Genomic DNA, 24,878 nt, shown 5'->3' on the forward strand with positions numbered 1-24,878 from the left:
CAATGGCTACCAAGTCCAAGGCATACCAGGCTGCTCTCGCGAAGATCGAGGCAGACCGTTTCTACACCCCGACCGAGGCCGTCGCTCTGGCGAAGGACACCGGCTCGGCGAAGTTCGACTCCACCGTCGAGGTTGCGCTGAAGCTCGCGGTCGACCCGCGCAAGGCTGACCAGATGGTGCGCGGCACCGTCATGCTCCCGCACGGCACCGGCAAGACCGCCCGCGTCATCGTGTTCGCCAACGGCCCGGCCGCTGAGGCTGCGATCGCCGCCGGCGCGGACGAGGTCGGCGGCTCCGAGCTGATCGAGAAGGTCGCCGCAGGGTGGACCGACTTCGACGCCGCCGTGTCGACCCCTGAGCTCATGGGCCAGGTCGGCCGTCTCGGCAAGGTGCTCGGACCTCGCGGTCTGATGCCGAACCCGAAGACCGGCACCGTGACTCCGAACCCGGCCAAGGCCGTCGAGGAGATCAAGGGCGGAAAGATCGAGTTCCGCGTCGACAAGCACGCCAACGTGCATTTCATCGTCGGCAAGGCCTCGTTCTCGGCCGAGCAGCTCGACGAGAACATCGGCGCTGCGCTCGAGGAGATCGTGCGGCTGAAGCCGTCGAGCGCCAAGGGCCGCTACATCCAGAAGGGCGTCGTGTCGACCACGTTCGGCCCCGGCATCCCGCTGGACGTCAACGCCATCTGATCGACGGTCACTGATCCCGTCACGAAGACCCCCGCCGGTTCGCACCGGCGGGGGTCTTCGGCATCCAGGTCCTCCCCGACTGAAATCCGGCGTCACGCGATGCGGGGCTCCGGCCTCTCGGCGCGTACTGTGGGGTCGTCCTGCGGCTCACCTGCCGCAGAGCCCTGCGATGCGCGCTCGCGTGCCGCAGCACACAGCACACAGCACCCCAGGAGGGTATCCGCATGTCTCGTCGCCTCATCGTCGCCGCCGCACGGCCGCTCCCGCCGAGAGCCCCAGCGGGGCGGGCGCCGACTACGGCCTCGTCAAGGGCGGTACGCTCACTGTCGCCACCGAGGGAACCTACCGCCCGTTCAGCTTCCACGCTGACGGCGGCACCGGCGATCTGACCGGCTTCGATGTCGAGGTCATCCAGGCCGTCGCCGATGAGCTGGGTCTCGAGGTCCGGTTCCAGGAGACCCAGTGGGATGCGATCTTCGCCGGTCTGGATGCCGGCAGGTTCGACGTCATCGCCAACCAGGTCACGATCAACGATGAGCGCAAGGCGAAGTACCTCTTCAGCGCGCCGTACACGGTCTCGCCTGGCGTGATCGTGGTCGCCGAGGACGATGACTCGATCAGCTCCTTCGACGACCTGGCGGGCAAGACCGCCGCGCAGTCGCTGACGAGCAACTGGAACGACCTCGCTCTCGAGTCCGGCGCCAAGGTCGAGGCCGTCGACGGATGGGCGCAGGCCGTCTCACTGCTGCGGCAGGAGCGCGTGGACGCCACGATCAACGACAAGCTCACCTTCCTCGACTACGAGACCACCGATGGTCCCACCGGCCTGAAGATTGCGGCCGAGACCGAGGAGTCCGGCAAGCAGGCGTTCGCCTTCGCGAAGGACAAGGAAGCGCTCGTGAAGGCCGTCGACGGCGCACTCGACGGGCTGCGGGCCGACGGCACCCTCGCGAAGATCAGCGAGAAGTACTTCGGCGCCGACGTCACCGAATAGAACGCGACGGAAGAGGATGCGACGATGGATGCCTGGCAGCTGTTCCTGAACTCCCTCGGGCCGATCGCCCTGGGCGGGCTGCTGGGCACCATCCCGCTCGCGCTGGTCTCCTTCGCCCTCGGCCTGATCCTCGCGGTCGGCGTCGCCCTGATGCGGATCTCGAAGGCTCCGGTCGTAGCCGGGATAGCCCGGTTCTATGTGTCCGTGATCCGCGGAACCCCGCTGCTCGTGCAGTTGTTCGTGATCTTCTACGGCATGCCCGCCGTCGGCATCGTCATCGATCCGTGGCCGAGCGCCATCGTCGCCCTGTCGCTGAACGTCGGCGGCTACGGTGCCGAGGTCGTGCGGGCCGCGATCCTCTCGGTGCCGCAGGGGCAGTGGGAGGCGGCGTACACGATCGGGATGAATCGCACGCACACCCTCACGCGGATCATCCTGCCGCAGGCGGCGCGGGTGTCGGTGCCGCCGCTGTCGAACACGTTCATCTCGCTGGTGAAGGACACCTCGCTGACATCGACGATCCTGGTCACCGAGCTGTTCCGGGTGTCGCAGCAGATCGCGGCGTCGTCGTATCAGGTGATGGTGGTGTATCTCTGCGCGGCATTGGTGTACTGGGTGATCTGCCTGGTGCTGGCCACAGGGCAGAGCGCCCTGGAGAGGAGGCTCGACAGCCGTGTCTCGAACTGATCCGTCCGATGCCCCGCTGCTCGCGGCGACGCAGCTGCACAAGCGGTTCGGCGCCAACGAGGTGCTCCGCGGGATAGACCTCACGCTGCATCGAGGCGAAGTCGTCGTGCTCATCGGACCCAGCGGGTCGGGCAAGACCACGGTGCTGCGCTCGCTGAACGGGCTGGAGACCCCGGATGCCGGGACGATCGCTGTCGACGGCGGACCGGAGATCGACTTCGCGGGCCGCGTGTCTTCACAGCAGCGCTTCGCGCTGCGCGACCGTTCCGCGATGGTCTTCCAGCACCACAATCTCTTCCCGCATTTCACCGTGCTCGAGAACGTCATCGAGGGCCCTGGCGCGTGCAGGGGCGGCCCAAGGGGAGGCCATCGACGCGGCTCGGCTGCTGCTGGATCGGGTCGGTCTTGCCGACAAGGAGAATGCGCGACCGCATCAGCTCTCCGGCGGTCAGCAGCAGCGCGTCGGGATCGTCCGCGCGCTCGCGCTCCGCCCCGATCTGCTGCTCTTCGACGAGCCCACCAGCGCGCTCGACCCGGAACTGGTCGGCGAGGTGCTGCTGGTGATCAAGGAGCTCGCCGACGAGGGCTGGAGCATGGTCGTGGTCACCCACGAGCTCAGCTTCGCGCGCGAGGCCGCGGACCGGGTGCTGTTCATGGACGGCGGTGTCGTCGTCGAGCAGGGCCCGCCCGCTCAGCTGTTCGGTGCGCCCCAGCACGAGCGCACACAGAAGTTCCTCACGCGCATCCTGCGCCCGCTCGACGGCACCTGAGCGTCGGCATCCCGGCGCTGCGGCGTGCACGCCGACTCTGCGGCGTCTACACGCCGAGCGTGAGGCGTCTACACGCCGAGCGTGGGCAGCACCAGGCCGACGGCGAGCATGATCATGACGACCGCGATCAGCGCGTCCAGCACGCGCCACGCGCGGGGAGTGCGCAGCCACCGACCGAGATAGCGGGCACCGAAGCCGAGCGCGGCGAACCACAGGATGCTGGCGGCGATCGCCCCGGCGGCGAAGAGCCAGCGCTGCTCGCCGTGCGTCGCGGCGATCGACCCCAGCATGAGCACCGTGTCGAGGTACACGTGCGGGTTCAACCAGGTCAGCGCCAGCGTGGTGAGGATCACCGGGACCAGGCGCGTTCGGGTCAGCGTCGCGGCACCGCCTGACCGAGCGGATGCGGTGCCGGCTGACGGCTCCGTGCGCTCTGCTGCGAGCTCGGTGCCCTCTGCCGTGAGCTCGCCGCCCCCGTGCCACGCGCGCCGGGCGGCCAGGATTCCATAGGTCGCCAGGAACAGGGCTCCCGCCCACCGTGCGATCGGCACGAGCCAGGGCGCGGCGGAGATCATGACGCCGAGCCCTCCGACCCCGGCGGCGATGAGCACGGCATCCGATGCGGCGCAGATCACCACGACGGCGAGCACGTGCTCCCGGCGCATTCCCTGCCGCAGCACGAAGACGTTCTGGGCCCCGATCGCCACGATGAGCGACAGGCCGAGTCCGAGACCCGCGAGAACGGTGAGCATGGCTCCTACGCTAAAGGGCGCTCAACGACAGCACCAGCGAAGATACCTGATGAAGCATTAGCATCGCTTATGTGAGGATCGATGCGCAACTGGCTGCCACCGTCGCCGCAGCCATCGACGAGGGCAGCTTCGACGCCGCCGCCCGGCGCCTGCACATCACCCTCGGCGGTGAGCCAGCGGATCAAGGCCGTCGAGCAGCAGCTCGGCCGGGTGGTCGTCGTGCGCTCTCGACCGGTGCGCGCCACCGAGGCGGGGAGGCCCTCGTCCGACTGGCGCGGCAGGTCGAGCTGCTGGAGCACGATGCCATCGCCGGCTTCGGGCTCGCGGATGCCGAGGGGGAGCAGGTGCCCCGCATCCGGGTGCCGCTCGCCGTGAACGCCGATTCGATGGCGACCTGGTTCCTCGCTCCGATCGCGCGCGTCGCGCAACGGCATCCGGTCGACGTCGACCTGCACCGCGACGACCAGGACTACACCGCGCGGCTGCTGGAATCCGGCGAGGTGATGGCGGCGGTCACCAGCGAGTCCGATCCGGTCGGCGGAAGCGCGGTGACGCCGCTGGGGGTGCTGGAGTACCGTCCGATGGCGACGCCCGACTACATCGCCCGGTGGTTCGGCGGCGGCGTGAGCACCGACGCCCTGCGGTCGGCGCCGTTCGTGGACTTCGATCGGCGCGACAGCCTGCAGCAGGACTGGCTGCGGGCCAAGGGAGTGGACCCCTGGCAGGTGCCACGCCACTACGTGCCGGCCTCCCACGACTTCTCTCAAGCCGTGCGGCTGGGACTGGGCTGGGGACTCATCCCCTCGCCGCAGGCCGGGGCCGACCTCATCGACCTGGGCGGGCCGCCCACGCGGGTGCCGCTGTACTGGCAGCAGTGGAACCTGAGCTCCCCTCTGCTGGACGCGCTCGCCGCAGAGATCGTCGCCGAGGCCCGCCGCGTGCTCTCCCCGCTCTGACCCGGTGCGCGGGCCGGCAGCGCGTGCGGGCAGCGCGGCTGGCAGTGCGCGCGGGCAGCGCGTGCGCGTGACGGCGAGCGGGTTCAGTCCGAGAGCGCGAGGGCACGGAACATGTCGCGCTCGCGCAGGGCGCTCCGGCGACTCGGGGTCACGGGCTCGCGGGCCGGCGGCAGTTGTCCGGTGGTGCGATGGTAGAGCTCGTCTATCAGCCGGTTCGCCAGCCCGACCAAGCGGCGGATCTGCGTGTCGTCACGATCGATCCACACGCTCTTGGGCTCGTCGTGCACCGGCTGGAAGTCGACGTGCTCCTCCCAGACGAACAGTGTGCGCTCCGCCCCCAGCACGTACTGCTGCCACCACACCTGGCGCAGGTAGGTGCGCGGGATGGTGTGCCAGGACTTGTTCGTGGTCTTGATCTCGGCGAGCAGCACGCGTCCCTCGCCGTCGACGCACACGCCGTCGGGCGTGGCCAGGTGGCGCTTCTCCACCTCGGCGCGGAACAGCGCGGAGGAGGGCAGGATGCCGTGTGTCGCGGCCACCCAGGAGGCGATCTCCGGTTCGCGCCGGCGGCCGTGATCGGTGTACGCGTTGCCGCCGAACCGCGGGCCGTGGCCGAGCTTGGCATCCGCCGCCCTGGCGATCGACGACTCTCCGGAGAGCCCTGCGACGTCGGTCGCGGTGATGCCGCGTGCCCGTGCTCGAAGCCAGGCGACCCGATCGCGAGAATCCGCGATGATGCGCGCTTCGAGTTCCGGGGTCACCCCTCGAGGCTACCCCCGCCCCCGGCATCCGCCCGCCCGCACACACCGCTCGACACGGCATCCGTGGGCGCGGTGTCTGCCCCTCCACGCCGCCCCTGCTCGCCTACCGCGCCCCTGCTCATTCACGTGAATGAGCAGGGGCGGCGAAGCTCAGCAGGGGCGGTGACGGAGATGACGTGCCACGACCGGGTGCCGCGCGGCACTCTTCCTGCACAATGCAGGGCAGTGCACGAACTCGTCGTGAGCCTGTGGAGAGCTCCGAATCAGGCGAGAGGATGGCACAGGATCGGGGGATGCCGAAGTCCATCGACGTCACCCGGGCACGTGCGCTGATCCTCACCCGAGCGCAGTTGCGCGGACGTGGGCACTCCGAGCGCGACATCGAACACCTGGTCGCATCGGAGGTGCTGCGTCGCGTGCGGAACGACCGCTACGTGGCCGTCGACGACTGGAGAGGCCTGTGGAACGAGGGCCGTCATCTCGTGGAAGTCGTCGCGACGCACCTCAACTCCGCCGAGCCTGGCCCGGTCTTCTGGGGCCCCTCAGCCGCTGTGCTGCACGCGCTGCCGCTGTATCGTCTGGCGCCGAAGAACGTGCACACGGCGATCCTGGGCGCTCGTCACGGCCGCACCGTGGCCGGCGTGGTGTGGCATCGGATCCCGGTGGATTCTGCCGACATCGTCGAGATCGACGGCATCCGCTGCACTTCACTCGATCGCACGATCCTCGATCTCGCCTGTGCGAGCTCAGCACCCGTGTCGCTCTCGGCTGCAGATGCCGCGCTGCGTCGTGAGGCGGTCGTCGGGCAGGTGCAGGACGCAGATGTCGCCGGAGAATGGCAAGCACGGATGCTGGATCGCGCGGAGCACTCGCATCGGCCGGGGATCGTCCAGGCGCGGCGGATCATCCGCTTCGCCGACGGGCGGGCTCAACTGCCCGGCGAGAGCGTGAGCAGACTGCACCTGCGGAATCTGGGATTCGCCGATCCCGACCTGCAGGTGCATGTCGTGGGCTCCGCAGGCGATGACTACTGGCTCGACTTCGGCTTTCCGCGCTTGCGCTGCTTCGGCGAATTCGACGGCAAGGGCAAGTACCTCGACGATGAGTTGCGCGGAACGATGAGCGCAGAAGAGGTCGTCCTTGCGGAGAAGAGACGAGAAGACGATATTCGCGGGGTCACCGGCTGGCGCATGGCACGCTGGGGATCGTCCGACCTCCGCACCGCGGCGGTCTTCGGTGCAAAGCTCGCCGCATTCGGCATCCGTCCGCCGGGCTGATCGGCTTCCGCCCCTGCTCGGCTACCGCGCCCCTGCTCATTTACGTGACTGAGTAGGGGCGGCGAAGCTCAGCAGGGGCGGCGACGGAAGAGGCCTGGGGCGACGGCAGGATTTTGGGGAGAGGGGACGGATGCCGTAGAGTTGGCGTAACCGAAGACCGCCGGTCATCGTCGTGTGCGAACACGAGGATCGAAGCACTGCTCAGCAGGGGCCCGCGCAGGTGTCATAGAGAGTTTCTCCTTGAGATCCACGCTCCGTGCGCTTGCGCCGGAGCGTTTTTGTTTGAGCCGGGTGGTGGTCGAGGTCGACGTTGCGCAGCCGCGCGGCGTCCGTACACGTAAGGAGTGACCATGGCGCAGAAGGATGCAACGGTTGCCGAGCTCACGAAGAACTTCGAGAACTCGAACGCCGTCCTGCTGACCGAGTACCGCGGTCTGACGGTTGCCCAGCTCAAGCAGCTGCGCAACGACATCCGTCAGGACGCGGAGTACGCCGTGGTGAAGAACACGCTGACCAAGATCGCCGCCAACAACGCGGGGATCACGACGCTGGACGACGACCTCAAGGGTCCGTCGGCCGTCGCGTTCGTGCACGGTGACTTCGTCGCCACTGCCAAGGCTCTGCGTGACTTCGCCAAGGCCAACCCGCTTCTCGTGATCAAGGGCGGCGTGTTCGAGGGCAAGACCCTCGACGCCGACGAGGTCAACAAGTACGCCTCGCTCGAGAGCCGTGAGGTTCTGCTGGCGAAGGCTGCGGGCATGATGAAGGCGACGATGGGCAAGGCTGCCGCCACCATCGACGCGCTTCGCGAAAAGCTGGAGACCGCAGAGGCCGCGTGAGCGACCAGCGTTTTCCTCACCCAAACCCCATTTATTAGGAGATACATCATGGCGAAGCTCACCACTGAGGAGCTGCTGGAGCAGTTTGCTGGCCTTACCCTTGTCGAGCTCAGCGAGTTCGTGAAGGCGTTCGAGGAGAAGTTCGACGTCACCGCTGCCGCCCCCGTCGCCGTTGCCGGCGCTGCCGGTGGCGCAGGCGAGGCCGCTGCCGAGGAGGAGAAGGACTCGTTCGACGTCATCCTCGAGGCTGCCGGCGACAAGAAGATCCAGGTCATCAAGGCTGTCCGCGAGCTCACCTCGCTCGGCCTCGGCGAGGCCAAGGCCGTCGTCGACGGTGCCCCCAAGGCCGTCCTGGAGGGCGCCAACAAGGAGGCCGCCGAGAAGGCCAAGGAGGTCCTCGAGGCCGCTGGAGCCACGGTCACCCTCAAGTAATCACGCCTCGCAGCGTCGATACTTCCAGAAGGCCCCGGGACATCCCGGGGCCTTCTGCTATGCACGGGGAACGGCCGTCGATGCGCGCACGACGAGTTCGGAGGGCAGCACGCGCTGCACGGATGCCGCATCCGGCGCCTTGATGTGCTGGCGCAGCAGCTCGACGGCGGCCCGGCCCTGGGCGCGCGGCTGCTGCCGGACCGTCGTGAGGGTGAACATCTCAGCATGCTCATGATCGTCGATGCCGACGATGCTGAGCTCGGCAGGCACAGACAGGCCGAGCCGCCGCGCGGCGATCATGGCGCCGATCGCAGCCTCGTCGCAGACGGCGAGCACGGCCGTGGGGCGATGCTGGCGGTCGCCCAGCATCCGCACCCCTGCCTCGTAGCCGCCGGGCATGGTCGGCGCCCCTTCGGCGAATCTGATGTGCGATTCCAGATCGGCCGCGGTCATCGCCGATCGGTAGCCGGCGCGTCGCTGCTCGTCGCCGTAGGCATGGGTCGCGGCATCCGCCCGTCCGCAGAGGAAGACGATGTCGCGGTGCCCGAGGTCGATGAGGTGCTCGGTCGCGATGCGCGCGGCGGCGGCGTCGTCGATCGAGACGGCGCTGGTGTGCTCCCGGTAGGCGCCGACGCTCACCAGGGGCGAATCGACCTGCACGAGCCGCTCGAGTTCGCGGGCGCTGGGCTGGATGCCGACGGCGATGATGCCGTCCAGGCGCCGGCGGGGAGTACCTTCTCGAAGAGGCGCGCTCGTTCGGCGGTGCCCTCGCCGATGCCGTACAGCACGAGATCCAGGCCGGATGCCAGCAGCTCGTCCTGGATGCCGGCGAGCAGCTCTGTGAAGAACCAGCGGTCCAGTGCCGGCAGGATCACCCCGACAGACAGCGAGCGACCGGTCGCCAAGCTCATCGCCGAGGAGTGCGCGATGTAGTCCAGCTCGCTCGCAGCGGTCAGCACCCTGGTGCGTGCGGCATCCGAGACGTAGCCGCCGCCGCTGAGGGCGCGACTGGCTGTGGCTTTGGAGACGCCGGCGCGCGCGGCGACATCGGCGATCGTGCTCATGAATCCTCCGGAGGGGCTCTCGACAGCGTATCCGGATTCGGGTGTCGAAGGGAACCGGTTCCACAGGTTAGGCTTTGGGAGCGCTCCCACGAAACGCATCACGTCTCCACAACGGTTGTGAAGATCTCTGTGCGTGGCGTTGTGAAAGGGCGCCCAGGGCAAGTAGGTTGTCCTGGAATCGGTTCCTCAAGGGCAGCGGAGATCGCCGCCCGTGAGGGACCGGGATCCACCCAAAGAGGAGAAAACACATGGCTTTGTCACAGCGATACCGCCTTCTCGCTCCCCTCGCTCTGGTCGGTGCGGCTGCGATCGCCCTGACCGGGTGCGCGGAAGCGACACCGGGCGGCGGCAACGGCGACAGCGACGGCAAGACGACGATCCGCATCTCCGGCGGCATCACCGGCTCGGAGGCCGAAGACCTCAACAAGTCGTTCGAGCAGTTCACCAAGGACACCGGCATCAAGGTCGAGTACACCGGTGACAAGAGCTTCGAGGGCAACATCGTCACCAAGGTGACCGGTGGCGACGCGCCCGACATCGCGATCGTCCCGCAGCCCGGCCTGCTGAAGACCCTGGTCGAGACCGGCAAGGTCAAGGAGGCGCCGGACAGCGTCTCGAAGGCAGTCGACGAGAACTGGTCCGAAGACTGGAAGAACTACGGCACCTTCGACGGCACGTTCTACGCGGCGCCGATGCTCGCCAACCTCAAGGGCTACATCTGGTACTCGCCGCAGAAGTTCAAGGAGTGGGGCGTCGAGGTTCCCAAGACCTGGGACGAGATGATCTCGCTCACCGACACGATCCGCGAGAAGACGGGTGACGCACCCTGGTGCGCCGGATTCTTCTCCGATGCGGCCTCCGGCTGGCCGGGAACCGACTGGATCGAGGACATGGTTCTGCGCCAGTCCGGCCCCGAGGTCTACGACAAGTGGATCGACGGCGACGTGAAGTTCACCGACCCCGAGATCAAGGAGGCGTTCGACGCCGTCGGCTCGATCCTGAAGAACCCGGACTACGTCAACGCCGGGTTCGGTGGAGTCAAGAGCATCAACTCGACGGCGTTCGGTGACGTGGCGGCCAAGGTGGCCGACGGCACCTGCGCACTGACCCACCAGGCGTCGTTCCTGTCGGCGAACTTCCTCGACGTGAAGAACGCCGATGGCGAGACCCCGACGGTCGACCCCGACGGTGACGTCTACGCGTTCCTGATGCCGGGTGTCAAGGAGGGCGAGCTGAGCGTCGAGGGCGGTGGCGAGTTCGTCGCCAGCTTCAACGCCGACCCGTCCACCGTCAAGGTGCTCGAGTTCATGGCCTCGCCCGAGTTCGCCGACGCTCGCGTTGAGCTGGGCGGCGTGCTCTCCGCAAACAAGAACGCCGACCCGAGCCTGGCCTCGAGCGAGTTCCTGCAGGAAGCCATGAAGATCATGCAGGACGACAACACCACCTTCCGCTTCGACGCATCCGATCTGATGCCGTCCACGGTCGGCTCGGGCTCGTTCTGGAAGGGCATGGTCGACTGGATCGACGGCAAGTCCACCGACGAGGTGCTCGCCAACATCCAGGCGGGTTACGAGAACTGACAGCTCGCGCTAGTCTGAGCGCAACCTGCTGACAGGTGCGGGGTCGGGCACACACGCCCGACCCCGCACGCACCTCCCTGGGTCGCACACCTCACGACCCAGCCGCGCCGGCGCAGGCCGGAGCCGTACCCAGAAGGGGAATCCATGTCGCAAGTCATCGTCGACGACGTACAGACGGATGAGCTGCCGCAGACCACGCACGGTGCCGATGCGAAGGGCCGCAGGCTCACGCGCACGATCGTCGTGGTCGGCTTCGTCCTGATCGCCGCTCTGTTCTTCCTGCTGCTCTTCTCGGCACCGGTCGAGGATCCGGTGCGCATCGCGCTGGGCCCGGTGTCGCTCAACACCTTCTTCATGTGGCTGGGCAACCTGCATCCGCTGCTTCAGATCCCGGTGGTGCTGGCGGTGTTCGGTGCCGTGGTGGCGGTGCTGCTGGTGCTCATCGAATACGCACCGCGTCCGGGCAGGGGCTACTTCATCATGCGGCTCGTCGCCTGCCTGGTGATCCCGCTTCTCGCCTTCATGATGCTGCGCCCCTACGCCAACGCAGTGTTCTACGTGGTGGCGATCGCGCTGCTCTCCGGGGCGCTGCTGTTCTTCGCCGACTATCGCTCCCGGCAGGGGGCCGGCTACCTGTTCCAGCTCATCCTCTTCATGGCCCCGGCATCGATCATGCTGCTGCTGGGTCTGATCTACCCGGCCATCGCGACCTTCGTGAAGTCCTTCTTCGACAAGACCGGCACCGACTTCGTCGGTCTGGACAACTACGTCTGGGTCTTCACGAACGCCGAGGGCACCTGGTCTGTCATCAACACACTCATCTGGGCGCTGCTGGCACCGACCATCTCGGTCGCCTTCGGCCTGGCCTATGCGGTCTTCATCGACAAGGCCCGCGGCGAGAAGGTGCTGAAGGTGCTGGTGTTCATGCCCGTCGCGATCTCGTTCGTCGGCGCCGGCATCATCTGGAAGTTCATGTACGACTACCGGCAGGGCGACCAGCTCGGCCTGATGAATGCCATCGTCACGATGTTCGGCGGCGACCCGGTCAACTGGCTGGCGGTCAAGCCGCTGATCAACACGTTCATGCTGCTGATCGTCTTCATCTGGACCCAGACCGGGTTCGCGATGGTCATCCTGTCGGCGGCGATCAAGGCGGTTCCGGTCGAGCAGATCGAAGCGGCCGAGCTGGACGGCACGAATGCCTGGCAGCGCTTCACGAACGTGACGGTGCCCGGCATCCGATCCTCGCTGATCGTCGTGCTCACCACCATCACGATCATGTCGCTGAAGGTGTACGACATCGTCGCCGTGATGACCGGCGGTCGCGACGACACCACCGTGCTCGGCTTCGAGATGGTCAACCAGCAGCAGCGCTTCCAGAGCTACGGGCACTCCTCGGCGCTGGCCGTGGTGCTGTTCCTGTTCGTGCTGCCCCTGATCATCTACAACGCCCGATCGTTGACCAAGCAGAGGAGATCCGCTGATGACCGCCACAGAAGCCGTCGTCCTGGACGGTCGCAGCAAGCGTCAGATCGAACGCGAGACCCGCCGCAACGAGGCCATCGCCCACAAGAAGCTCACGTCGAAGGGCGCCACGCTCGCCGCGGTGATCATCGCCTTCTTCTGGACGATTCCCACCTTCGGGCTGCTCGTCACCTCGTTCCGCCCCGGTGCGGACACACAGTCGACCGGCTGGTGGACCGCCTTCACCGATCCCGCGTTCACGCTAGAGAACTACTTCGAGGCGCTGACCGCCGGTGGAACGTCGACGACGCTGGCCGTCGCGTTCGTGAACTCCCTCGCGATCACCATCCCGGCCACGGTGTTCCCGATCGCCCTCGCCTCGCTGGCCGCCTACGCGTTCGCGTGGATCGACTTCAAGGGCCGCAACCTGCTGTTCGTGTTCGTGTTCGCGCTGCAGATCGTGCCGCTGCAGATGGCCCTGGTGCCGCTGCTGAGCCTGTTCTCCACCGGACTCACGCTGGGCGATGTGGTGGTGTTCCCCGGGTTCACGCTGAACGACCTGGACTACAGCTTCGCCCGGGTGTGGATCGCGCACGCGATCTTCGCGCTGCCGCTGGCCACGTTCATGCTGCACAACTTCATCTCCGAGATCCCCGGCGACATCGTCGAGGCGGCCCGGGTGGACGGCGCCGGTCACGGCCAGGTGTTCTTCCGCATCATCCTGCCGCTGGCGATGCCGGCGATCGCCTCGTTCGGCATCTTCCAGTTCCTGTGGGTGTGGAACGATCTGCTGGTCGCGACCATCTTCGCCTCGCCGGGGGCCCTGCCGATCACCCAGGCGCTGAACTCGCTGTCCGGAACCTGGGGCAACAGGTGGTTCCTGCAGTCGGCGGGTACGTTCATCTCGATCATCGTGCCGCTGATCGTGTTCTTCGCGCTGCAGCGCTTCTTCGTCCGCGGCCTGCTGGCCGGCGCGACGAAGGGCTGACCCTCCCGCAGAACCCGTCTATATGGCGCTCGTGCACGGATTCCGACCCGAAACCGTGCACGAGCGCCATATAGCGGGGTGAAACAAACGCGGCATCCGGTGTTCCCGCGCTTAGCCTGAAACGCATGCGCTATGCCGAGAACATCGTCGACCTGGTCGGCGACACGCCCCTGGTCAAGCTCAACCGGGTGACCGACGGCATCGCCTGCACCGTGCTCGTCAAGCTCGAGTACCTGAACCCCGGCGGCTCCGCCAAGGACCGCATCGCGACGCGCATCATCGACGCTGCCGAGGCCTCGGGCCAGCTGCGGCCGGGCGGCACGATCGTCGAGCCCACCAGCGGCAACACCGGCGTCGGCCTGGCTCTGGTGGCACAGCAGCGCGGCTACCGCTGCGTGTTCGTCGTGCCCGACAAGGTCGGACAGGACAAGATCGACGTGCTGCGTGCGTACGGCGCCGAGGTGGTCGTCACGCCGACATCCGTCCCTGCCGACAGCCCGGAGTCGTACTACAGCGTCAGCGACCGGCTCGCACGAGACATCCCGGGCGCCTTCAAGCCGAACCAGTACGAGAACCCGAACGGCCCGCGCAGCCACTACGAGACCACCGGTCCGGAGATCTGGCGCGACACCGACGGCCGGATCACCCACTTCGTCGCCGGCGTCGGCACCGGGGGGACGATCACCGGCACTGGGCGGTACCTGCGAGAGGTCTCCGACGGCGGCGTGCGCATCGTCGGTGTGGATCCCGAGGGCAGCGTCTACTCCGGCGGCACCGGACGGCCGTACCTCGTGGAGGGCGTGGGGGAGGACATCTGGCCGGGGGCGTACGACCCGCAGGTGCCGCACGAGATCGTCGCGGTGACGGATGCCGAGGCCTTCGCCATGACCCGCCGACTCGCCCGAGAAGAGGGCGTCCTCGTCGGCGGATCCAGCGGCATGGCGGTGGTCGGAGCGCTGCGCGTCGCGCAGAACCTGCCCGCGGATGCCGTGATGGTGGTGCTGCTACCCGACGGCGGGCGCGGCTACCTCGGCAAGATCTTCAATGACTCGTGGATGCGGTCCTACGGCTTCAGCGAGGTGCAGGAGGAAGAGACCGTGGCCGATGTGCTGGCCGCGCGGGACACCGTCGTCAAGCAGAAGCAGCCCACCGGCCGCAGCATCCCCGCGCTCGTGCACACGCACCCCGACGAGACCGTGCTGGAGGCGATCGGCATCATGTCGGAGTACGCCGTCTCGCAGCTGGTCGTGCTCAGTGCCGAGCCGCCGGTGATGATGGGAGAGGTGCTCGGCGCGGTCGACGAGAAGGGGCTGTTGGATCGGCTGTTCCGCGGGGAGGCGCAGCCGAGCGATCCGGTTCGCGCGCATGTCGCCGCGCCCCTTCCGCTGGTCGGCATCCACGCCACGGTCGCGCAGGCGCGCGCAGCGCTGGCCGATGCGGATGCCCTGCTCGTCACGAGCGGGGGACGCCCGCACACGGTGCTCACCCGGCAGGACCTGCTGGCCTATCTGGCCCGATGACCGGCATCCGTCCGTCGTCGCATGACGTAACAGGATCGGATGCGTGGAGCGCACCGGACGTATCGTAAGGCCATGACCGACCGCGCCTTCGCCACTCGAGCCATCCACGCCGGGCAGCAGCCTGATCCGCTCACCGGCGCGATCATCCCGCCGATCTACCAGGCCTCCACGCACGTGCAGGACGGCATCGGCGGCTACCGTGGCGGCTTCGAGTACAACCGCGCGGGCAATCCGACCCGCTCCTCGCTGGAGACTCAGCTCGCCGCCCTTGAGGGCGGAGCGTCGGCGCTGTCGTTCGCCTCGGGCCTCGCCGCTGAGGACGCGCTGCTGCGCGGCATCCTCCGCCCCGGCGACCATGTGCTGCTCGGCAACGATGTGTACGGCGGAACCTATCGGCTGCTGACGAAGGTGCTCGCGCCGTGGGGGATCGAGACGACCACGGTCGATCTGCAGTCGGCGGATGCCGTGCGCGCCGCGGTGCGTCCTGAGACGAAGATCGTGTGGCTCGAGACGCCCAGCAACCCGCTGCTGAAGATCGTCGACATCGCCGTGATCGCTGAGGCGGCGCACACCGCGGGGGCGATCCTCGTGGTCGACAACACGTTCGCCTCGCCCGCACTGCAGCAGCCGCTCGCGCTCGGTGCCGATGTGGTGGTGCACTCCACGACCAAATACCTGGGCGGGCATTCCGACGTGCTCGGCGGTGCGGTGGTGTTCGGAGACGACCGCTTCGTGGAGCAGGTGAAGTTCCAGCAGTTCGCCGTCGGTGCGGTCTCGGCACCGCTGGATGCCTGGCTGACCACGCGCGGCATCAAGACGCTCGCCGTGCGGGTGCGCCAGCACAGCGAGAATGCGCAGGCGATCGCGGAGTGGGCTGCGTCACGCCCCGAGTTCGCCGACGTGTTCTACCCGGGGCTCGCCTCGCACCCCGGCCACGAGATCGCTGCACGGCAGATGAGCGGGTTCGGCGGGATGCTCTCGCTCGGTCTCTCGGCGGGGCCCGCGGCCGCTCGGGCGTTCGCCGAGTCGACCTCGGTGTTCCAGCTCGCCGAGTCTCTCGGCGGGGTGGAGTCGCTGATCGGCTACCCGCCGGAGATGACCCACGCCTCGGTGCGCGGGACCGCGCTGGCCGTGCCGGAGAACATCGTGCGGCTGTCGGTGGGCATCGAGGATGTCGCCGACCTCATCGCCGATCTCGAAGAGGGTCTGGCCCGCATCGCGGCATCCTGACCACGCTCGCGGGGCTGCCCTCGCGGCCGTGCAGTAGCATGGACTTTTCTGCGTCGAATCGATTCGGTGCAGCATCCGCCCTCTCCCGCGAAAGTCCTCAGTGACCGACGAACGCACGCCCACCGGCAGCATCCGGGCCATCACCGGAACCATCCGCACCTCCACGCCCACCGGGGCCATCCGCACCCTGGGCGTGGATCCGGCGACGGCTCCGATTGTCCTGCACCCGGGAGATGCCATCTCCACCCCGCGGCGGGTGCTGTACATCATCGTGCTGGGGGCGCTCACCGCGCTCGGACCGTTCACGATCGACCTGTATCTGCCGGCCTTCCCTCAGCTCGAGGCAGACTTCGCGACCTCGGCGGCGATGATCCAGCTCACCCTGACCGGTACGATGATCGGCTTCGCGCTCGGCCAGCTGGTGGTGGGGCCGCTCAGCGACAAGGTGGGGCGCCGGGTTCCGCTGATCGTCGTGACCGCGTTGCACGTGCTCGCGAGCATCGCCGCGGCGATTGCGCCCGATCTGCTCCTGCTCGGCGTCGCGCGCGTGGTGATGGGGATCGGAGCTGCGGCGGGCGGCGTCGTGGCGATGGCGATCGTGCGGGATCTGTTCGGCGGCAAGCGGCTGGTCGTCATGCTCTCGCGCCTTGCGCTGGTCTCGGGCGTGGCGCCGGTCGTCGCCCCGATCGCGGGCTCCGCTCTGCTGGTGGTCATGCCCTGGCGGGGTATCTTCGTCGTGCTCGCCGCCTACGGCCTGGTGATGCTCGTCGCGGTATCCACGCTGATCCCCGAGACCCTGCCGAGGGCGCGTCGACAGGAACGCGGATCGAGCACCATGCTGCAGCGCTATCGCAGCGTCTTCTCCGACCGGGTGTTCGTGGGTGTGCTCATCATCGGCGGCATGACCTTCTCGGGCCTGTTCTCGTACCTGTCGGCGTCGCCGTTCCTGTTTCAGCAGACGCACGGACTGGATCCGCAGCAGTACGGTCTGCTGTTCGCGGCGAACTCCCTCGGCGTGGTCGGCGGTGTGCAGGCCGCGTCGCGTCTGGCTGCGCGCTTCGGACCGCAGTGGGTGATGGCCTTCTCCACGGGGATGCTGCTGTTCGCCGGGACCACGATCATCGTCTGCGACCAGGTCGGCGCGGGCTTCTGGGGAACGGTCATCCCGCTGTGGCTGTTCATGACGGCCTGCGGCTTCACCTTCCCGTGCGTGCAGGTGCTGGCGCTGGACCGGCACGGCAATGCCGCCGGAACCGCGGCATCCGTTCTCGGGGCGTGCAACTTCGGTGTCGCGGCGATCATCTCTCCCGTGGTGGGACTGATATCCGTGGGCTCGGGGATCACGGCGACCACGATGGCGACCGTCATGGCCGGCTGTGCGGTGGTGGCGATCCTGTCGCTGTGGCTGATCGTGCGCCCTCGCTCGGTCGCGATGCTCGCACCCTGAGCCGATCAGCCCATCAGAGTGAGCAGCACGTGTGCGGCATCGATCGCCTCGAGCTCGTGCGGGACGGATGCCTCGACCTGGATCGATCCGCCCGCCGTCATATCGTACTCGACGCCGTCGACTCGGAACAGGATCCGCCCCGACACGACCTGCACCAGGATCGGCACCGGCGCCCGATGCTCGCGCAGCAGCGCTCCGGCATCCATCACCAGCGTCCTGATCTTGAATCCGTCGCCATCCAGGGTCCGGTGCGGGCGGACTCGACCCTCCTCCACAGGATGGGCGGCGACGAGGTCGGCGCCGGAGGCGGCGAGCAGGAGGTGGGAGGTTGCGAAGCTCATAGCCTGAGGATATCCGGCTCTTCGGACTTTCGGTGGGGGTCATGGGGTGAGGCCGCCGGCGGCGAGGAGCATGCGGAGCCGGTAGTTGTCGCGGTTGCGGAAGCCGCGGGCGAGGCGGCGGTGCAGCTCGATGATCCCGTTCACGGCCTCAGTTCCGCCGTTCGATGATCGTCCGGTCGTGAAGTACGCCAGGAACGCGGCTCGCCAGTGGCGGAGGGTGCGGCCGAGGCGGGCGATCTCGGGGATCGGGCAGGTGTGGAACGACTCGACGACCTTCTGCGCGATCCGTCGCCCCTCGGCGAGGTCCTTCTGGTGGTAGGCGGAACGCAGTTGCTGGGCGCACTGCCACGCGACGAACACCTCGTCGTGCGCGGGGTCGGCCTCGATCGCTGCCGCGAGTCTGGTCCGCTGCTTCTCGGTGAGGTTCTCGGCGCCGGCGCGGAGGATGGTCTGGATCCCGTAGAGCGGGTCGCCCTTACGACCGCGATGCCCGAGGGTGTCCTGCTGAACCCGGCGGCGGACCTCGTCGACGGCGGCGGTGCCGAGCTTGACGACGTGGAACGCGTCCAGCACGGCCGTGGCGTCTTCGAGCTTGTCGTCGATCGCGGTCTTGTAGCCGGCGAACGGGTCAAGAGCGGCGACCTTCACGTTCCTCCGGAACGCTTCGCCGCGTTCGGCGAGCCAGGACGCGTAGGCCTTCCCGGAGCGGCCAGGCACCAGGTCAAGCAGCCTGGCCCGCGTCTTTCCGGTGCTGTCGCGGCTCAGATCGACCATCCCGGTCAGCTCCTTCGGACCGCTCTTGCGGGGGTCGACGTGATGCCAGATGTGCTCATCGACACCGAGCGTGGTGACGTTCTCGAACCGGGACTCGTCGGCCGCGAGCCGCTCCAACTCAGGCTCGACAGCGCGCCACACCGTCTTCCACGACGTGCCGAGCTGACGGGCGATACCGTGCACGGTGGCGTGCTCGCGGCGCAACTGCCCGATCGCCCAGCCGACGGCGCGCGTGGTGATCGACCCGCGCCGGGCGACCAGGCCCGGGAGTTGCTCCACGAACGTCCGCCGCGCGCATCCCACCTCATCGCACCGCCAGACCCGCTGCCGCCACACAATCCGCACCCGCGTCGTCGCGGGCACATCATGAAGCACCCGTCGGCGGCGGCCACGACCGGTCGCGACGACCCCACACGAGGGACAGCCGGTCGGTGCCGCTGGCGTCGAGACCGTCACCACCAGCAGCCCGTCGCGACGGTCGACGCGCTCGACATGGACATCAGGAAGACCCAGCAGAACGTCGCAGCGGGAACACGGATCAGTCGCAGAGCGCGCAGAAGCGCACCCCGAAGTAGGGTGAAGCACGTCGAGGTCCTCGTGAAGATCAGACAGTTAGCGCTACTGATCCTCGGGGACCTCGACCCCTACCCGCCGAACATCACCCGGCGAGCCTCACCCCCACCGGATGTCCGAAGAGCCGGATATCCCCGCATGCGACACAGCGGGCCGGTCGGGTCTCGTGCCGTGATGGCCGGCGCGCGACAGGCAGAATGTGAGGATGACCCGATCCCGGATGCTGATCTGCGGCGGCGCACTGCTGGCAGCCGCGCTCGTGCTGGGCTGGGGCGTGGTGCTGCTCCCGGGCGGAGTGGCGAACACGGTCGACCAGGGCTGGCACGACCTGATGGTCGGCATCCGTCAGCCGTGGATGCTGGAGACCTCGTACGCCCTGAACGTCATCGGCGGAGGCTGGGTGGCGACCGTGGTGGTGCCGGTGCTGCTGCTCGGGACGCTGGTGGCGATGCGTCGTCCACGCGACGCGGTGTACGCCGCGGCCACGCTGCTGGTGAGTGTCGGGTTCGTGCAGCTGCTCAAGGAGCTGTTCGGTCGCGCACGACCGGACGACCTGTTGGTCGCCTCGGATTTCGGTTCATTCCCCTCCGGGCATACGGCGAATGCCGCGACAGTCGCCCTGGTGGTGTTCCTCGTCTTCCCGCGCCGGTGGGTGGGCGCGGCGGGTGTCGTGTGGACCGTCGCGATGGCGCTGTCCCGCACGATTCTCAGCGTGCACTGGCTGACGGACACCGTCGCCGGGATGCTGATCGGCGGTGCTGCCTCGCTGATCGTCGCCGCCGCGCTCGGTCGCTGGGTGCGGCTGGGCCGGGCAGGTCAGGGTGCGACGTCGCTAGGCTGGGCAGGGTCCGCCGCCGCGGCGCCGGCCTGGAAGGAGTCGCCTGTGTCGAGCATCCGCCCCTATCGCCCGTCGGATCGCGACGCGCTGTACGAGGTGTGCGTGAGGACAGCGGATGCCGGTGGTGACGCGACCGGGCTGTTCGACGACGATCGGCTGTGGGGCGACATCTTCGCCGTGCCCTATGCGCAGCGGCATCCGGATCTGACCTGGGTGGTCGAATCGGCGGACGGTCGCACCATCGGCTACATCGTGTCGACGGACGACACCGAGACCTTCGAGACGTGGTTCCGGGATGAGTGGTGGCCGGGCGTCGCGGCACGCTACCCGCTGTCGGGCGAGCCGGAGCCGACGCGCCAGGACGGCATGATCGGCTACGCGAGCGGTCGTGGTCCCGGGCGCGAGCGGCATGCGGCGGAGTATCCGGCGCACCTGCACATCGATCTGCTTCCCGAGACCCAGGGGCAAGGGCTCGGGCGGCGCCTCATCGAGACGCTGTTCGCGGAGCTGCGGAGCCGGGGCGTGCCGGGTCTGCACCTGGGGATGAACCCTGCCAACGCCGGCGCCGGAGCCTTCTATGAGCGCATCGGCATGTACCGGCTGGAGTCCGGACCGGAGACGACGATGTACGGCATCCGTTTCGACTGACCCCGTCTCCAGTAATGGAGATGCTCCGAGCCCCGGGACCGTGTCTCGGGGCTCGGAGCATTCGGCGGTGACGGAGGGATTCGAACCCTCGGTTGCTTGCACAACACACGCTTTCCAAGCGTGCTCCTTCGGCCGCTCGGACACGTCACCAGGAACAACCTGTCCATCCTATCCGATCCGCAGAGCGCTTCCTGCCTCGGGTCCGAGCGACGGAGTCGGCGGAGTTATCCACAGGATGCCGCCGCTCACCGACGGGAGTCGGCCGCAGGCGGCTAACCTCAGTGCCGGAGGGAGCGACACATGCAACGGATGAGGAAGATCGGCTGTGCGGCAGCCGCAGTGGCAGCGGCCACGCTGTTCGTCACGGTGCCCGCCGCATCGGCCGACGAGGGCGATGTGGAGCTGGGCTTCGCGGACGAGAACTACAACGGATTCCGCGAGGTGCACGGCAGCGGGGACGACGCGTACTGGAACATCCGGATCCGAAGCTCCGGTGGGTATGTGGCGACGTGGGAGCGCGACGAAGGGGTCTGGAAATCGCCTCAGGAAGCTCTGAAGCAGATCAATGAAGGCCTGGCGTGCAGCTACGCCGTCACGGAGCGGCTGCTCGACTCCGTGTCGAGCACGGACGAGTACTCGCGGCTTCCGCAAGTGATCAGGTACGAGAACGACGATGGCGGCTTCAGTGTCGCCCTCGCCGAGGACTCTGCCGAGTATGCCGAGAAGAAGAAGTGCACTGAGGGCCGCTCTTGGGACTGGAGCGCGACCCCTTCCGAGGAGACGGACGAGGCCGGCGTGGGTGAAGTGAGGGTACCTGTGTCGGTCGTGGGACCCGGCGTGCACCGCATGTTTCTCCAGCAGGTCGAGGACGGCGACCTCGTGAAGCACGAGTATGCCGACGGCTCCTGGGTCAGTTACACCCCCACCAGGGTTGCCGTCGGCGACCCCGTCTGGGTCACGGTCGCCATCCCCGAACCGCTCTCGGCGGACTTCCCGCACACGGCGAAGGTCGCGAACGGCGACATCGCCGAGCCCAGCATCCTGGCATCCGCCGCCGCACCGTTCGAGTCGGGTCCCGACGCCTTCGCGACCGAGGCCGGCACGGGCCTGGCCGCGGCGGCGGGCGCCGCCGTGCTGGTCGGCATCCCGACACTGCTCGCAGGCAGGGAGACGCGACGCAACCGAGGAGAGAGCAATGAGTGACCCGATCGCCGAACCGATGCCGCCCGCCGAGCTGCAGCCGGCCGCGCGCCGCGACCCCTGGGCGCGGCTCACTGGCGGCTTCTCCGGATTCGCCGCCGTCGGGCTTCTTGTGCTCGCGGCCGCGCTCGGCGGCCTGATCGCCGGTGGTTTCGCGTTCACGCTCGCCACCGCGCGTGTGGCCACGGTGCTGCTGCTGGCGATGCTGGTCGTCAACGGAACCTCGGGGGCGGTGAAGGGACTGATCAGTCGCCGACGCGGCGGTCGGCCGCGGCTGGTCGTGCGGCCGATTCACATTGTGCTGCTCGTGGTCATCGCGCTGTTCACGCAGTGGATCGGCATCGGCGCGGTGGTGCTCTTCGGCCTACTGATGGTGGTGCCCGACCCCTCCGAAGCGGCGGACCCGTCCGAGCCGGCTACGGATGATCGTCGTCTTGGCGCGGTCGCCGTGGCAATCGGGGCGGGATGGGCGCTCGTGCTGGGTGTCGCAGCAGCCGTCGGTACGGCGTTCATCGCGGGGCACCCGTTCACGGATCTCATCATTTGGGAACAGATCGATGCGAACCGCGCCCCGCAGCTGCAGACGGCCATGGATCTGGCCACCATCCTCGTGCTGGAGTTCTGCATGACTGTGCTCGTGATCACGCTTGGCTCGCTGCCTGTGCTGCTGCTGCCGCTGCGAGGCTTCGAGGGACGTCTGCTCTGGGACTGGAGCCCGATCGTCTGGGCGATCAGCTACGTCGTGGTGGTCGCAGCCGCCGGCATCCTGCTCCTGCCGCTGGTCCAGGCCCGCAGTGTGTGGCTCTGGGGCATCCCGTTCGCGGTCTACGCCGTGACGGTGCTGGCCGTCGGGCTGCTCCGTCGTTCGCCCTCGGCTCCAGAGGATCCGTCAGTCCAGCCCACGTAGAATCTCTGAGTGCCCACCCCCAAGATCGTGCTGTTCTACGCGTTCGCGCCGCTGGCGGACCCGGACGCGATCCGGCTGTGGCAGCGCGACCTCGGCGAGGTGCTGAAGCTGCGTGGACGCATCCTGATCTCCGAGCACGGCATCAACGGCACGCTCGGCGGCGACCTGCCCGCGGTGAAGAAGTGGCTGCGCCGGTTCCGTGACTATCCGGCGTTCAAGGACGCCGACGTGAAGTGGAGCGAGGGCACCGGGCTGGATGCCGACGGCTACAGCCTCGACTTCCCCAAGCTCAGCGTGAAGGTGCGCGACGAGATCGTCTCCTTCGGGGCGCCGGGCGAGCTCGCCGTCGATGAGCACGGCGTCGTGGGCGGCGGAGCCCGGCTGAGCCCCGAGCAGTTGCACGAGCTGATCGCCGAGCGTGGTGACGAGGTGGTGTTCTTCGACGGACGCAATGCGCTCGAGGCCGAGATCGGGCGCTTCCGCAACGCGGTGGTCCCCGACACCGAGAACACCCGCGACTTCGTCCGGCTGCTCGACGAGGGCGCCTACGACGAGCTGAAAGGCAAGCCGGTCGTCACGTACTGCACCGGCGGCATCCGCTGCGAGGTGCTCTCCAGCCTGATGGTCTCGCGCGGCTTCGGCGAGGTGTATCAGCTCGACGGTGGCATCGCCCGCTACGGCGAGACCTACGGCGACGACGGGCTGTGGGAGGGGTCGCTGTACGTCTTCGACAGGAGAGGCTCGGTGGAGTTCTCGGATCACGCCGCTGTCATCGGCGAGTGCGCCGGATGCGGGGCGAGCACCAGCCGGACGGCGAACTGCCCCGAACCCACCTGCCGCCGTCAGTTCGTCGTGTGCGCCGCGTGCGGCGCCGTCGCCTGCCCCGAGCACGCCTGACCCACAGCGCATCTATCTGGCACTCGTGCACGCGACACGCCGGGCGAGCCGCGCAGCAGCGCCATATAGACGGGCTTTCCAGGCGGTGGGGGCTCAGCGTCGGCGCAGGAACAGGGATGCCGGCAGCATCCGCGCCAGCACGCGCTGTCGCGGGTCCACGCTCGCGGCCAGTTGTGCGAGCACGATCCTCAGCGGGTTCGCCAGGTTCTCGGCGTCCGGGGCGGTCTCGGCATAGCTGGTGTGCTCGACGGCCCGCACCAGCGGGCTCAGCGCCGCCGGATCCACTCCGCGCGTCATCGCGAGCGCATCGGCACGCACGCGCGCCGTCTGCACCTCGGGTGCCGCCAGCCCCAGATCCACCAGCGCGTCCGACAGCTCTTGCCAGGCTGCCATCGCATCGCCCGACCGGGCCCGCCCCATCCGCACAGTGCGCCGCACCTCGCGCACCAGCATCGGCAGCGCGAGCAGCACGAGGATGCCGAGCACCGTCAGCATCACGGGGGTCGGGTTCAGTCGCTGCAGCGGCGCCGCACCATCGGCGCCGAGGTCATCATCGGGCCCCGCCGAGCTCGTGGGCGCCGTGGAGGAGCTCTCGGACGGGGCGATGGTCGGCTGCGGGGCATCCGGGCCGTCGCCGTTACCGCCCTCGGACGACTCGGCGGCGAAGGCTGTCGGCACGCCGAGCGTGGCGGTGGGCTCGAAGGGCACCCAGCCGATGCCGGCGAAGTGCACCTCGGGCCAGGAGTGCAGCTGGTCGCTGGTGACCGAGTAGACGGTGTCGTCGCCGCGCTTCTCATCCGTGGCGGTGCCGGGCAGATAGCCGACGACGATCCGCACCGGCATCCCGAGCGTCGACGTCATCAGCGCGAACGCGCCCGCGAAGTGGATGCAGTACCCGGTGCGCTTGTCCAGGAAGGTCGCCACGGCCTCGGCGCCCGTGCCGTCGAACCCCTCCTCGACCGGGGCCTCCAGCGAGTACGAGAACTCGGTGCGGAACCAGTCCTGCAGGGCGATCAGCCGGTCGTAATCGGTGTCGGCGCCCGCGGTCACCTCGCTCGCCAGCTGAGCGATGATCGGCGGAAGGTCGTCGGGCAGCTCGGGTGTCGGTGCGCCGGATGCCGTCGACGCCCGAATCTGCTCCAGGGTCGGCGCGGCGGTGGCGACCTTCACCGTGTAGTCCGACCCGGCCGCGTCCTCGGTGCGACTGAGCACGGTGCGGTTCTCGGGCACCGCCGACCAGGCCCTCC

23 protein-coding genes, 1 tRNA gene and 2 pseudogenes are annotated in these 24,878 nt (G+C 68.3%); 18 read left to right on the forward strand and 8 right to left on the reverse strand.

All coding sequences use genetic code 11. The annotated features are described in order from the left end of the window. The first annotated feature begins 2 nt into the window (after positions 1–2). The 4 genes and pseudogenes from rplA (at position 3) to QUE33_RS15730 (ending at position 3,143) form a co-directional block, all read left to right on the forward strand. Positions 3–692, forward strand: a complete 690-nt coding sequence (gene rplA / locus QUE33_RS15715; protein ID WP_286301213.1) for a 50S ribosomal protein L1 — start codon at positions 3–5, stop codon at positions 690–692. 181 nt (positions 693–873) lie between these two features. Then, on the forward strand, positions 874–1,686 hold the full coding sequence (locus QUE33_RS15720) for an amino acid ABC transporter substrate-binding protein (RefSeq protein WP_286301214.1): 813 nt from the start codon (positions 874–876) through the stop codon (positions 1,684–1,686). Positions 1,687–1,710: 24 nt separating this feature from the next. Then, on the forward strand, positions 1,711–2,373 hold the full coding sequence (locus QUE33_RS15725; RefSeq protein WP_286301215.1) for an amino acid ABC transporter permease: 663 nt from the start codon (positions 1,711–1,713) through the stop codon (positions 2,371–2,373). Further along, positions 2,360–3,143 (forward strand): annotated as a pseudogene (locus QUE33_RS15730) (amino acid ABC transporter ATP-binding protein). The gene QUE33_RS15725 and the pseudogene QUE33_RS15730 overlap by 14 nt, the downstream one beginning before the upstream one ends. Before the next feature lie 68 nt (positions 3,144–3,211). On the opposite strand, the gene QUE33_RS15735 reads toward QUE33_RS15730, so the two are convergent. After that, the gene (locus QUE33_RS15735) at positions 3,212–3,895 is read right to left on the reverse strand and encodes a LysE/ArgO family amino acid transporter (protein WP_286301217.1); all 684 of its coding nucleotides are present in this window, start codon (positions 3,893–3,895) and stop codon (positions 3,212–3,214) included. A 71-nt stretch (positions 3,896–3,966) separates the two neighbouring features. Here QUE33_RS15735 and QUE33_RS15740 point away from each other — a divergent pair, with 71 nt between their 5' ends. Further along, positions 3,967–4,851 (forward strand): ArgP/LysG family DNA-binding transcriptional regulator, encoded by an 885-nt coding sequence (locus QUE33_RS15740; protein WP_434019603.1) that lies wholly within the window; start codon positions 3,967–3,969, stop codon positions 4,849–4,851. 83 nt (positions 4,852–4,934) lie between these two features. Here the strand turns inward: QUE33_RS15740 and QUE33_RS15745 are convergent, their stop codons facing one another. After that, positions 4,935–5,612 (reverse strand): YqaJ viral recombinase family protein, encoded by a 678-nt coding sequence (locus tag QUE33_RS15745; RefSeq protein WP_286301218.1) that lies wholly within the window; start codon positions 5,610–5,612, stop codon positions 4,935–4,937. Between the two features lie 293 nt (positions 5,613–5,905). Between QUE33_RS15745 and QUE33_RS15750 the strand changes: the two genes are divergently transcribed. From QUE33_RS15750 to rplL, 3 genes are all read left to right on the forward strand, one after another. Continuing rightward, positions 5,906–6,889 carry a hypothetical protein gene (locus QUE33_RS15750; protein ID WP_286301219.1) on the forward strand — a complete coding sequence of 328 codons (984 nt, stop codon included), beginning with the start codon at positions 5,906–5,908 and terminating at the stop codon, positions 6,887–6,889. 350 nt (positions 6,890–7,239) lie between these two features. Then, positions 7,240–7,728, forward strand: coding sequence for a 50S ribosomal protein L10 (gene rplJ, locus QUE33_RS15755; protein WP_286301220.1), 489 nt, complete (start codon positions 7,240–7,242; stop codon positions 7,726–7,728). Between the two features lie 48 nt (positions 7,729–7,776). Further along, the gene (rplL, locus tag QUE33_RS15760; RefSeq protein WP_286301221.1) at positions 7,777–8,160 is read left to right on the forward strand and encodes a 50S ribosomal protein L7/L12; all 384 of its coding nucleotides are present in this window, start codon (positions 7,777–7,779) and stop codon (positions 8,158–8,160) included. Between the two features lie 57 nt (positions 8,161–8,217). On the opposite strand, the gene QUE33_RS15765 is transcribed toward rplL, so the two are convergent. Both QUE33_RS15765 and QUE33_RS15770 read right to left on the reverse strand, forming a co-directional pair. Then, positions 8,218–8,877, reverse strand: a complete 660-nt coding sequence (locus tag QUE33_RS15765) for a LacI family DNA-binding transcriptional regulator (RefSeq protein ID WP_286303189.1) — start codon at positions 8,875–8,877, stop codon at positions 8,218–8,220. Further along, entirely contained in the window at positions 8,796–9,224 is a 429-nt protein-coding gene (locus tag QUE33_RS15770) for a LacI family DNA-binding transcriptional regulator (RefSeq protein ID WP_286303191.1), read from the reverse strand. The genes QUE33_RS15765 and QUE33_RS15770 overlap by 82 nt, the downstream gene beginning before the upstream one ends. A gap of 248 nt (positions 9,225–9,472) precedes the next feature. Here QUE33_RS15770 and QUE33_RS15775 point away from each other — a divergent pair, with 248 nt between their 5' ends. From QUE33_RS15775 to QUE33_RS15800, 6 genes and pseudogenes are all read left to right on the forward strand, one after another. Beyond that, complete coding sequence (locus tag QUE33_RS15775) at positions 9,473–10,804, forward strand: ABC transporter substrate-binding protein (RefSeq protein ID WP_286301222.1); 1,332 nt, start codon at positions 9,473–9,475, stop codon at positions 10,802–10,804. Between the two features lie 672 nt (positions 10,805–11,476). Beyond that, positions 11,477–12,187 (forward strand): annotated as a pseudogene (locus QUE33_RS15780) (carbohydrate ABC transporter permease); the annotation flags it as partial. A gap of 100 nt (positions 12,188–12,287) precedes the next feature. Then, the gene (locus tag QUE33_RS15785; protein WP_286301223.1) at positions 12,288–13,256 is read left to right on the forward strand and encodes a carbohydrate ABC transporter permease; all 969 of its coding nucleotides are present in this window, start codon (positions 12,288–12,290) and stop codon (positions 13,254–13,256) included. Positions 13,257–13,381: 125 nt separating this feature from the next. Further along, positions 13,382–14,776: a cystathionine beta-synthase gene (locus QUE33_RS15790; RefSeq protein WP_286301224.1), complete on the forward strand. Its 1,395-nt coding sequence runs from the start codon at positions 13,382–13,384 to the stop codon at positions 14,774–14,776. Between the two features lie 72 nt (positions 14,777–14,848). After that, positions 14,849–16,006, forward strand: coding sequence for a cystathionine gamma-synthase (locus QUE33_RS15795; protein ID WP_286301225.1), 1,158 nt, complete (start codon positions 14,849–14,851; stop codon positions 16,004–16,006). Positions 16,007–16,136: 130 nt separating this feature from the next. Continuing rightward, positions 16,137–17,453: a multidrug effflux MFS transporter gene (locus tag QUE33_RS15800; protein ID WP_378761348.1), complete on the forward strand. Its 1,317-nt coding sequence runs from the start codon at positions 16,137–16,139 to the stop codon at positions 17,451–17,453. Between the two features lie 5 nt (positions 17,454–17,458). Here QUE33_RS15800 and QUE33_RS15805 read toward each other — a convergent pair whose 3' ends face one another. Both QUE33_RS15805 and QUE33_RS15810 read right to left on the reverse strand, forming a co-directional pair. Further along, the gene (locus QUE33_RS15805; RefSeq protein WP_286301227.1) at positions 17,459–17,794 is read right to left on the reverse strand and encodes a cupin domain-containing protein; all 336 of its coding nucleotides are present in this window, start codon (positions 17,792–17,794) and stop codon (positions 17,459–17,461) included. A 39-nt stretch (positions 17,795–17,833) separates the two neighbouring features. Beyond that, positions 17,834–19,153: an ISL3 family transposase gene (locus tag QUE33_RS15810; protein WP_434019604.1), complete on the reverse strand. Its 1,320-nt coding sequence runs from the start codon at positions 19,151–19,153 to the stop codon at positions 17,834–17,836. A 193-nt stretch (positions 19,154–19,346) separates the two neighbouring features. Between QUE33_RS15810 and QUE33_RS16315 the strand changes: the two genes are divergently transcribed. After that, complete coding sequence (locus tag QUE33_RS16315; protein WP_350226478.1) at positions 19,347–20,627, forward strand: GNAT family N-acetyltransferase; 1,281 nt, start codon at positions 19,347–19,349, stop codon at positions 20,625–20,627. Between the two features lie 65 nt (positions 20,628–20,692). Here the strand turns inward: QUE33_RS16315 and QUE33_RS15825 are convergent. Continuing rightward, positions 20,693–20,777, reverse strand: a tRNA-Ser gene (locus QUE33_RS15825). Positions 20,778–20,936: 159 nt separating this feature from the next. Between QUE33_RS15825 and QUE33_RS15830 the strand changes: the two genes are divergently transcribed. The 3 genes from QUE33_RS15830 to trhO are packed head-to-tail and all read left to right on the forward strand — an operon-like array spanning position 20,937 to position 23,631. Beyond that, complete coding sequence (locus QUE33_RS15830) at positions 20,937–21,830, forward strand: hypothetical protein (RefSeq protein WP_286301228.1); 894 nt, start codon at positions 20,937–20,939, stop codon at positions 21,828–21,830. Further along, on the forward strand, positions 21,823–22,734 hold the full coding sequence (locus QUE33_RS15835; RefSeq protein WP_286301229.1) for a hypothetical protein: 912 nt from the start codon (positions 21,823–21,825) through the stop codon (positions 22,732–22,734). The genes QUE33_RS15830 and QUE33_RS15835 overlap by 8 nt, the downstream gene beginning before the upstream one ends. 9 nt (positions 22,735–22,743) lie before the next feature. After that, on the forward strand, positions 22,744–23,631 hold the full coding sequence (gene trhO, locus QUE33_RS15840) for an oxygen-dependent tRNA uridine(34) hydroxylase TrhO (RefSeq protein ID WP_286301230.1): 888 nt from the start codon (positions 22,744–22,746) through the stop codon (positions 23,629–23,631). Between the two features lie 93 nt (positions 23,632–23,724). On the opposite strand, the gene QUE33_RS15845 is transcribed toward trhO, so the two are convergent. Then, positions 23,725–24,861, reverse strand: coding sequence for a transglutaminase-like domain-containing protein (locus QUE33_RS15845; RefSeq protein WP_350226479.1), 1,137 nt, complete (start codon positions 24,859–24,861; stop codon positions 23,725–23,727). Positions 24,862–24,878: the final 17 nt, after the last annotated feature.

Source organism: Microbacterium suwonense (genome assembly GCF_030296555.1).
Classification (GTDB): domain Bacteria; phylum Actinomycetota; class Actinomycetes; order Actinomycetales; family Microbacteriaceae; genus Microbacterium; species Microbacterium suwonense.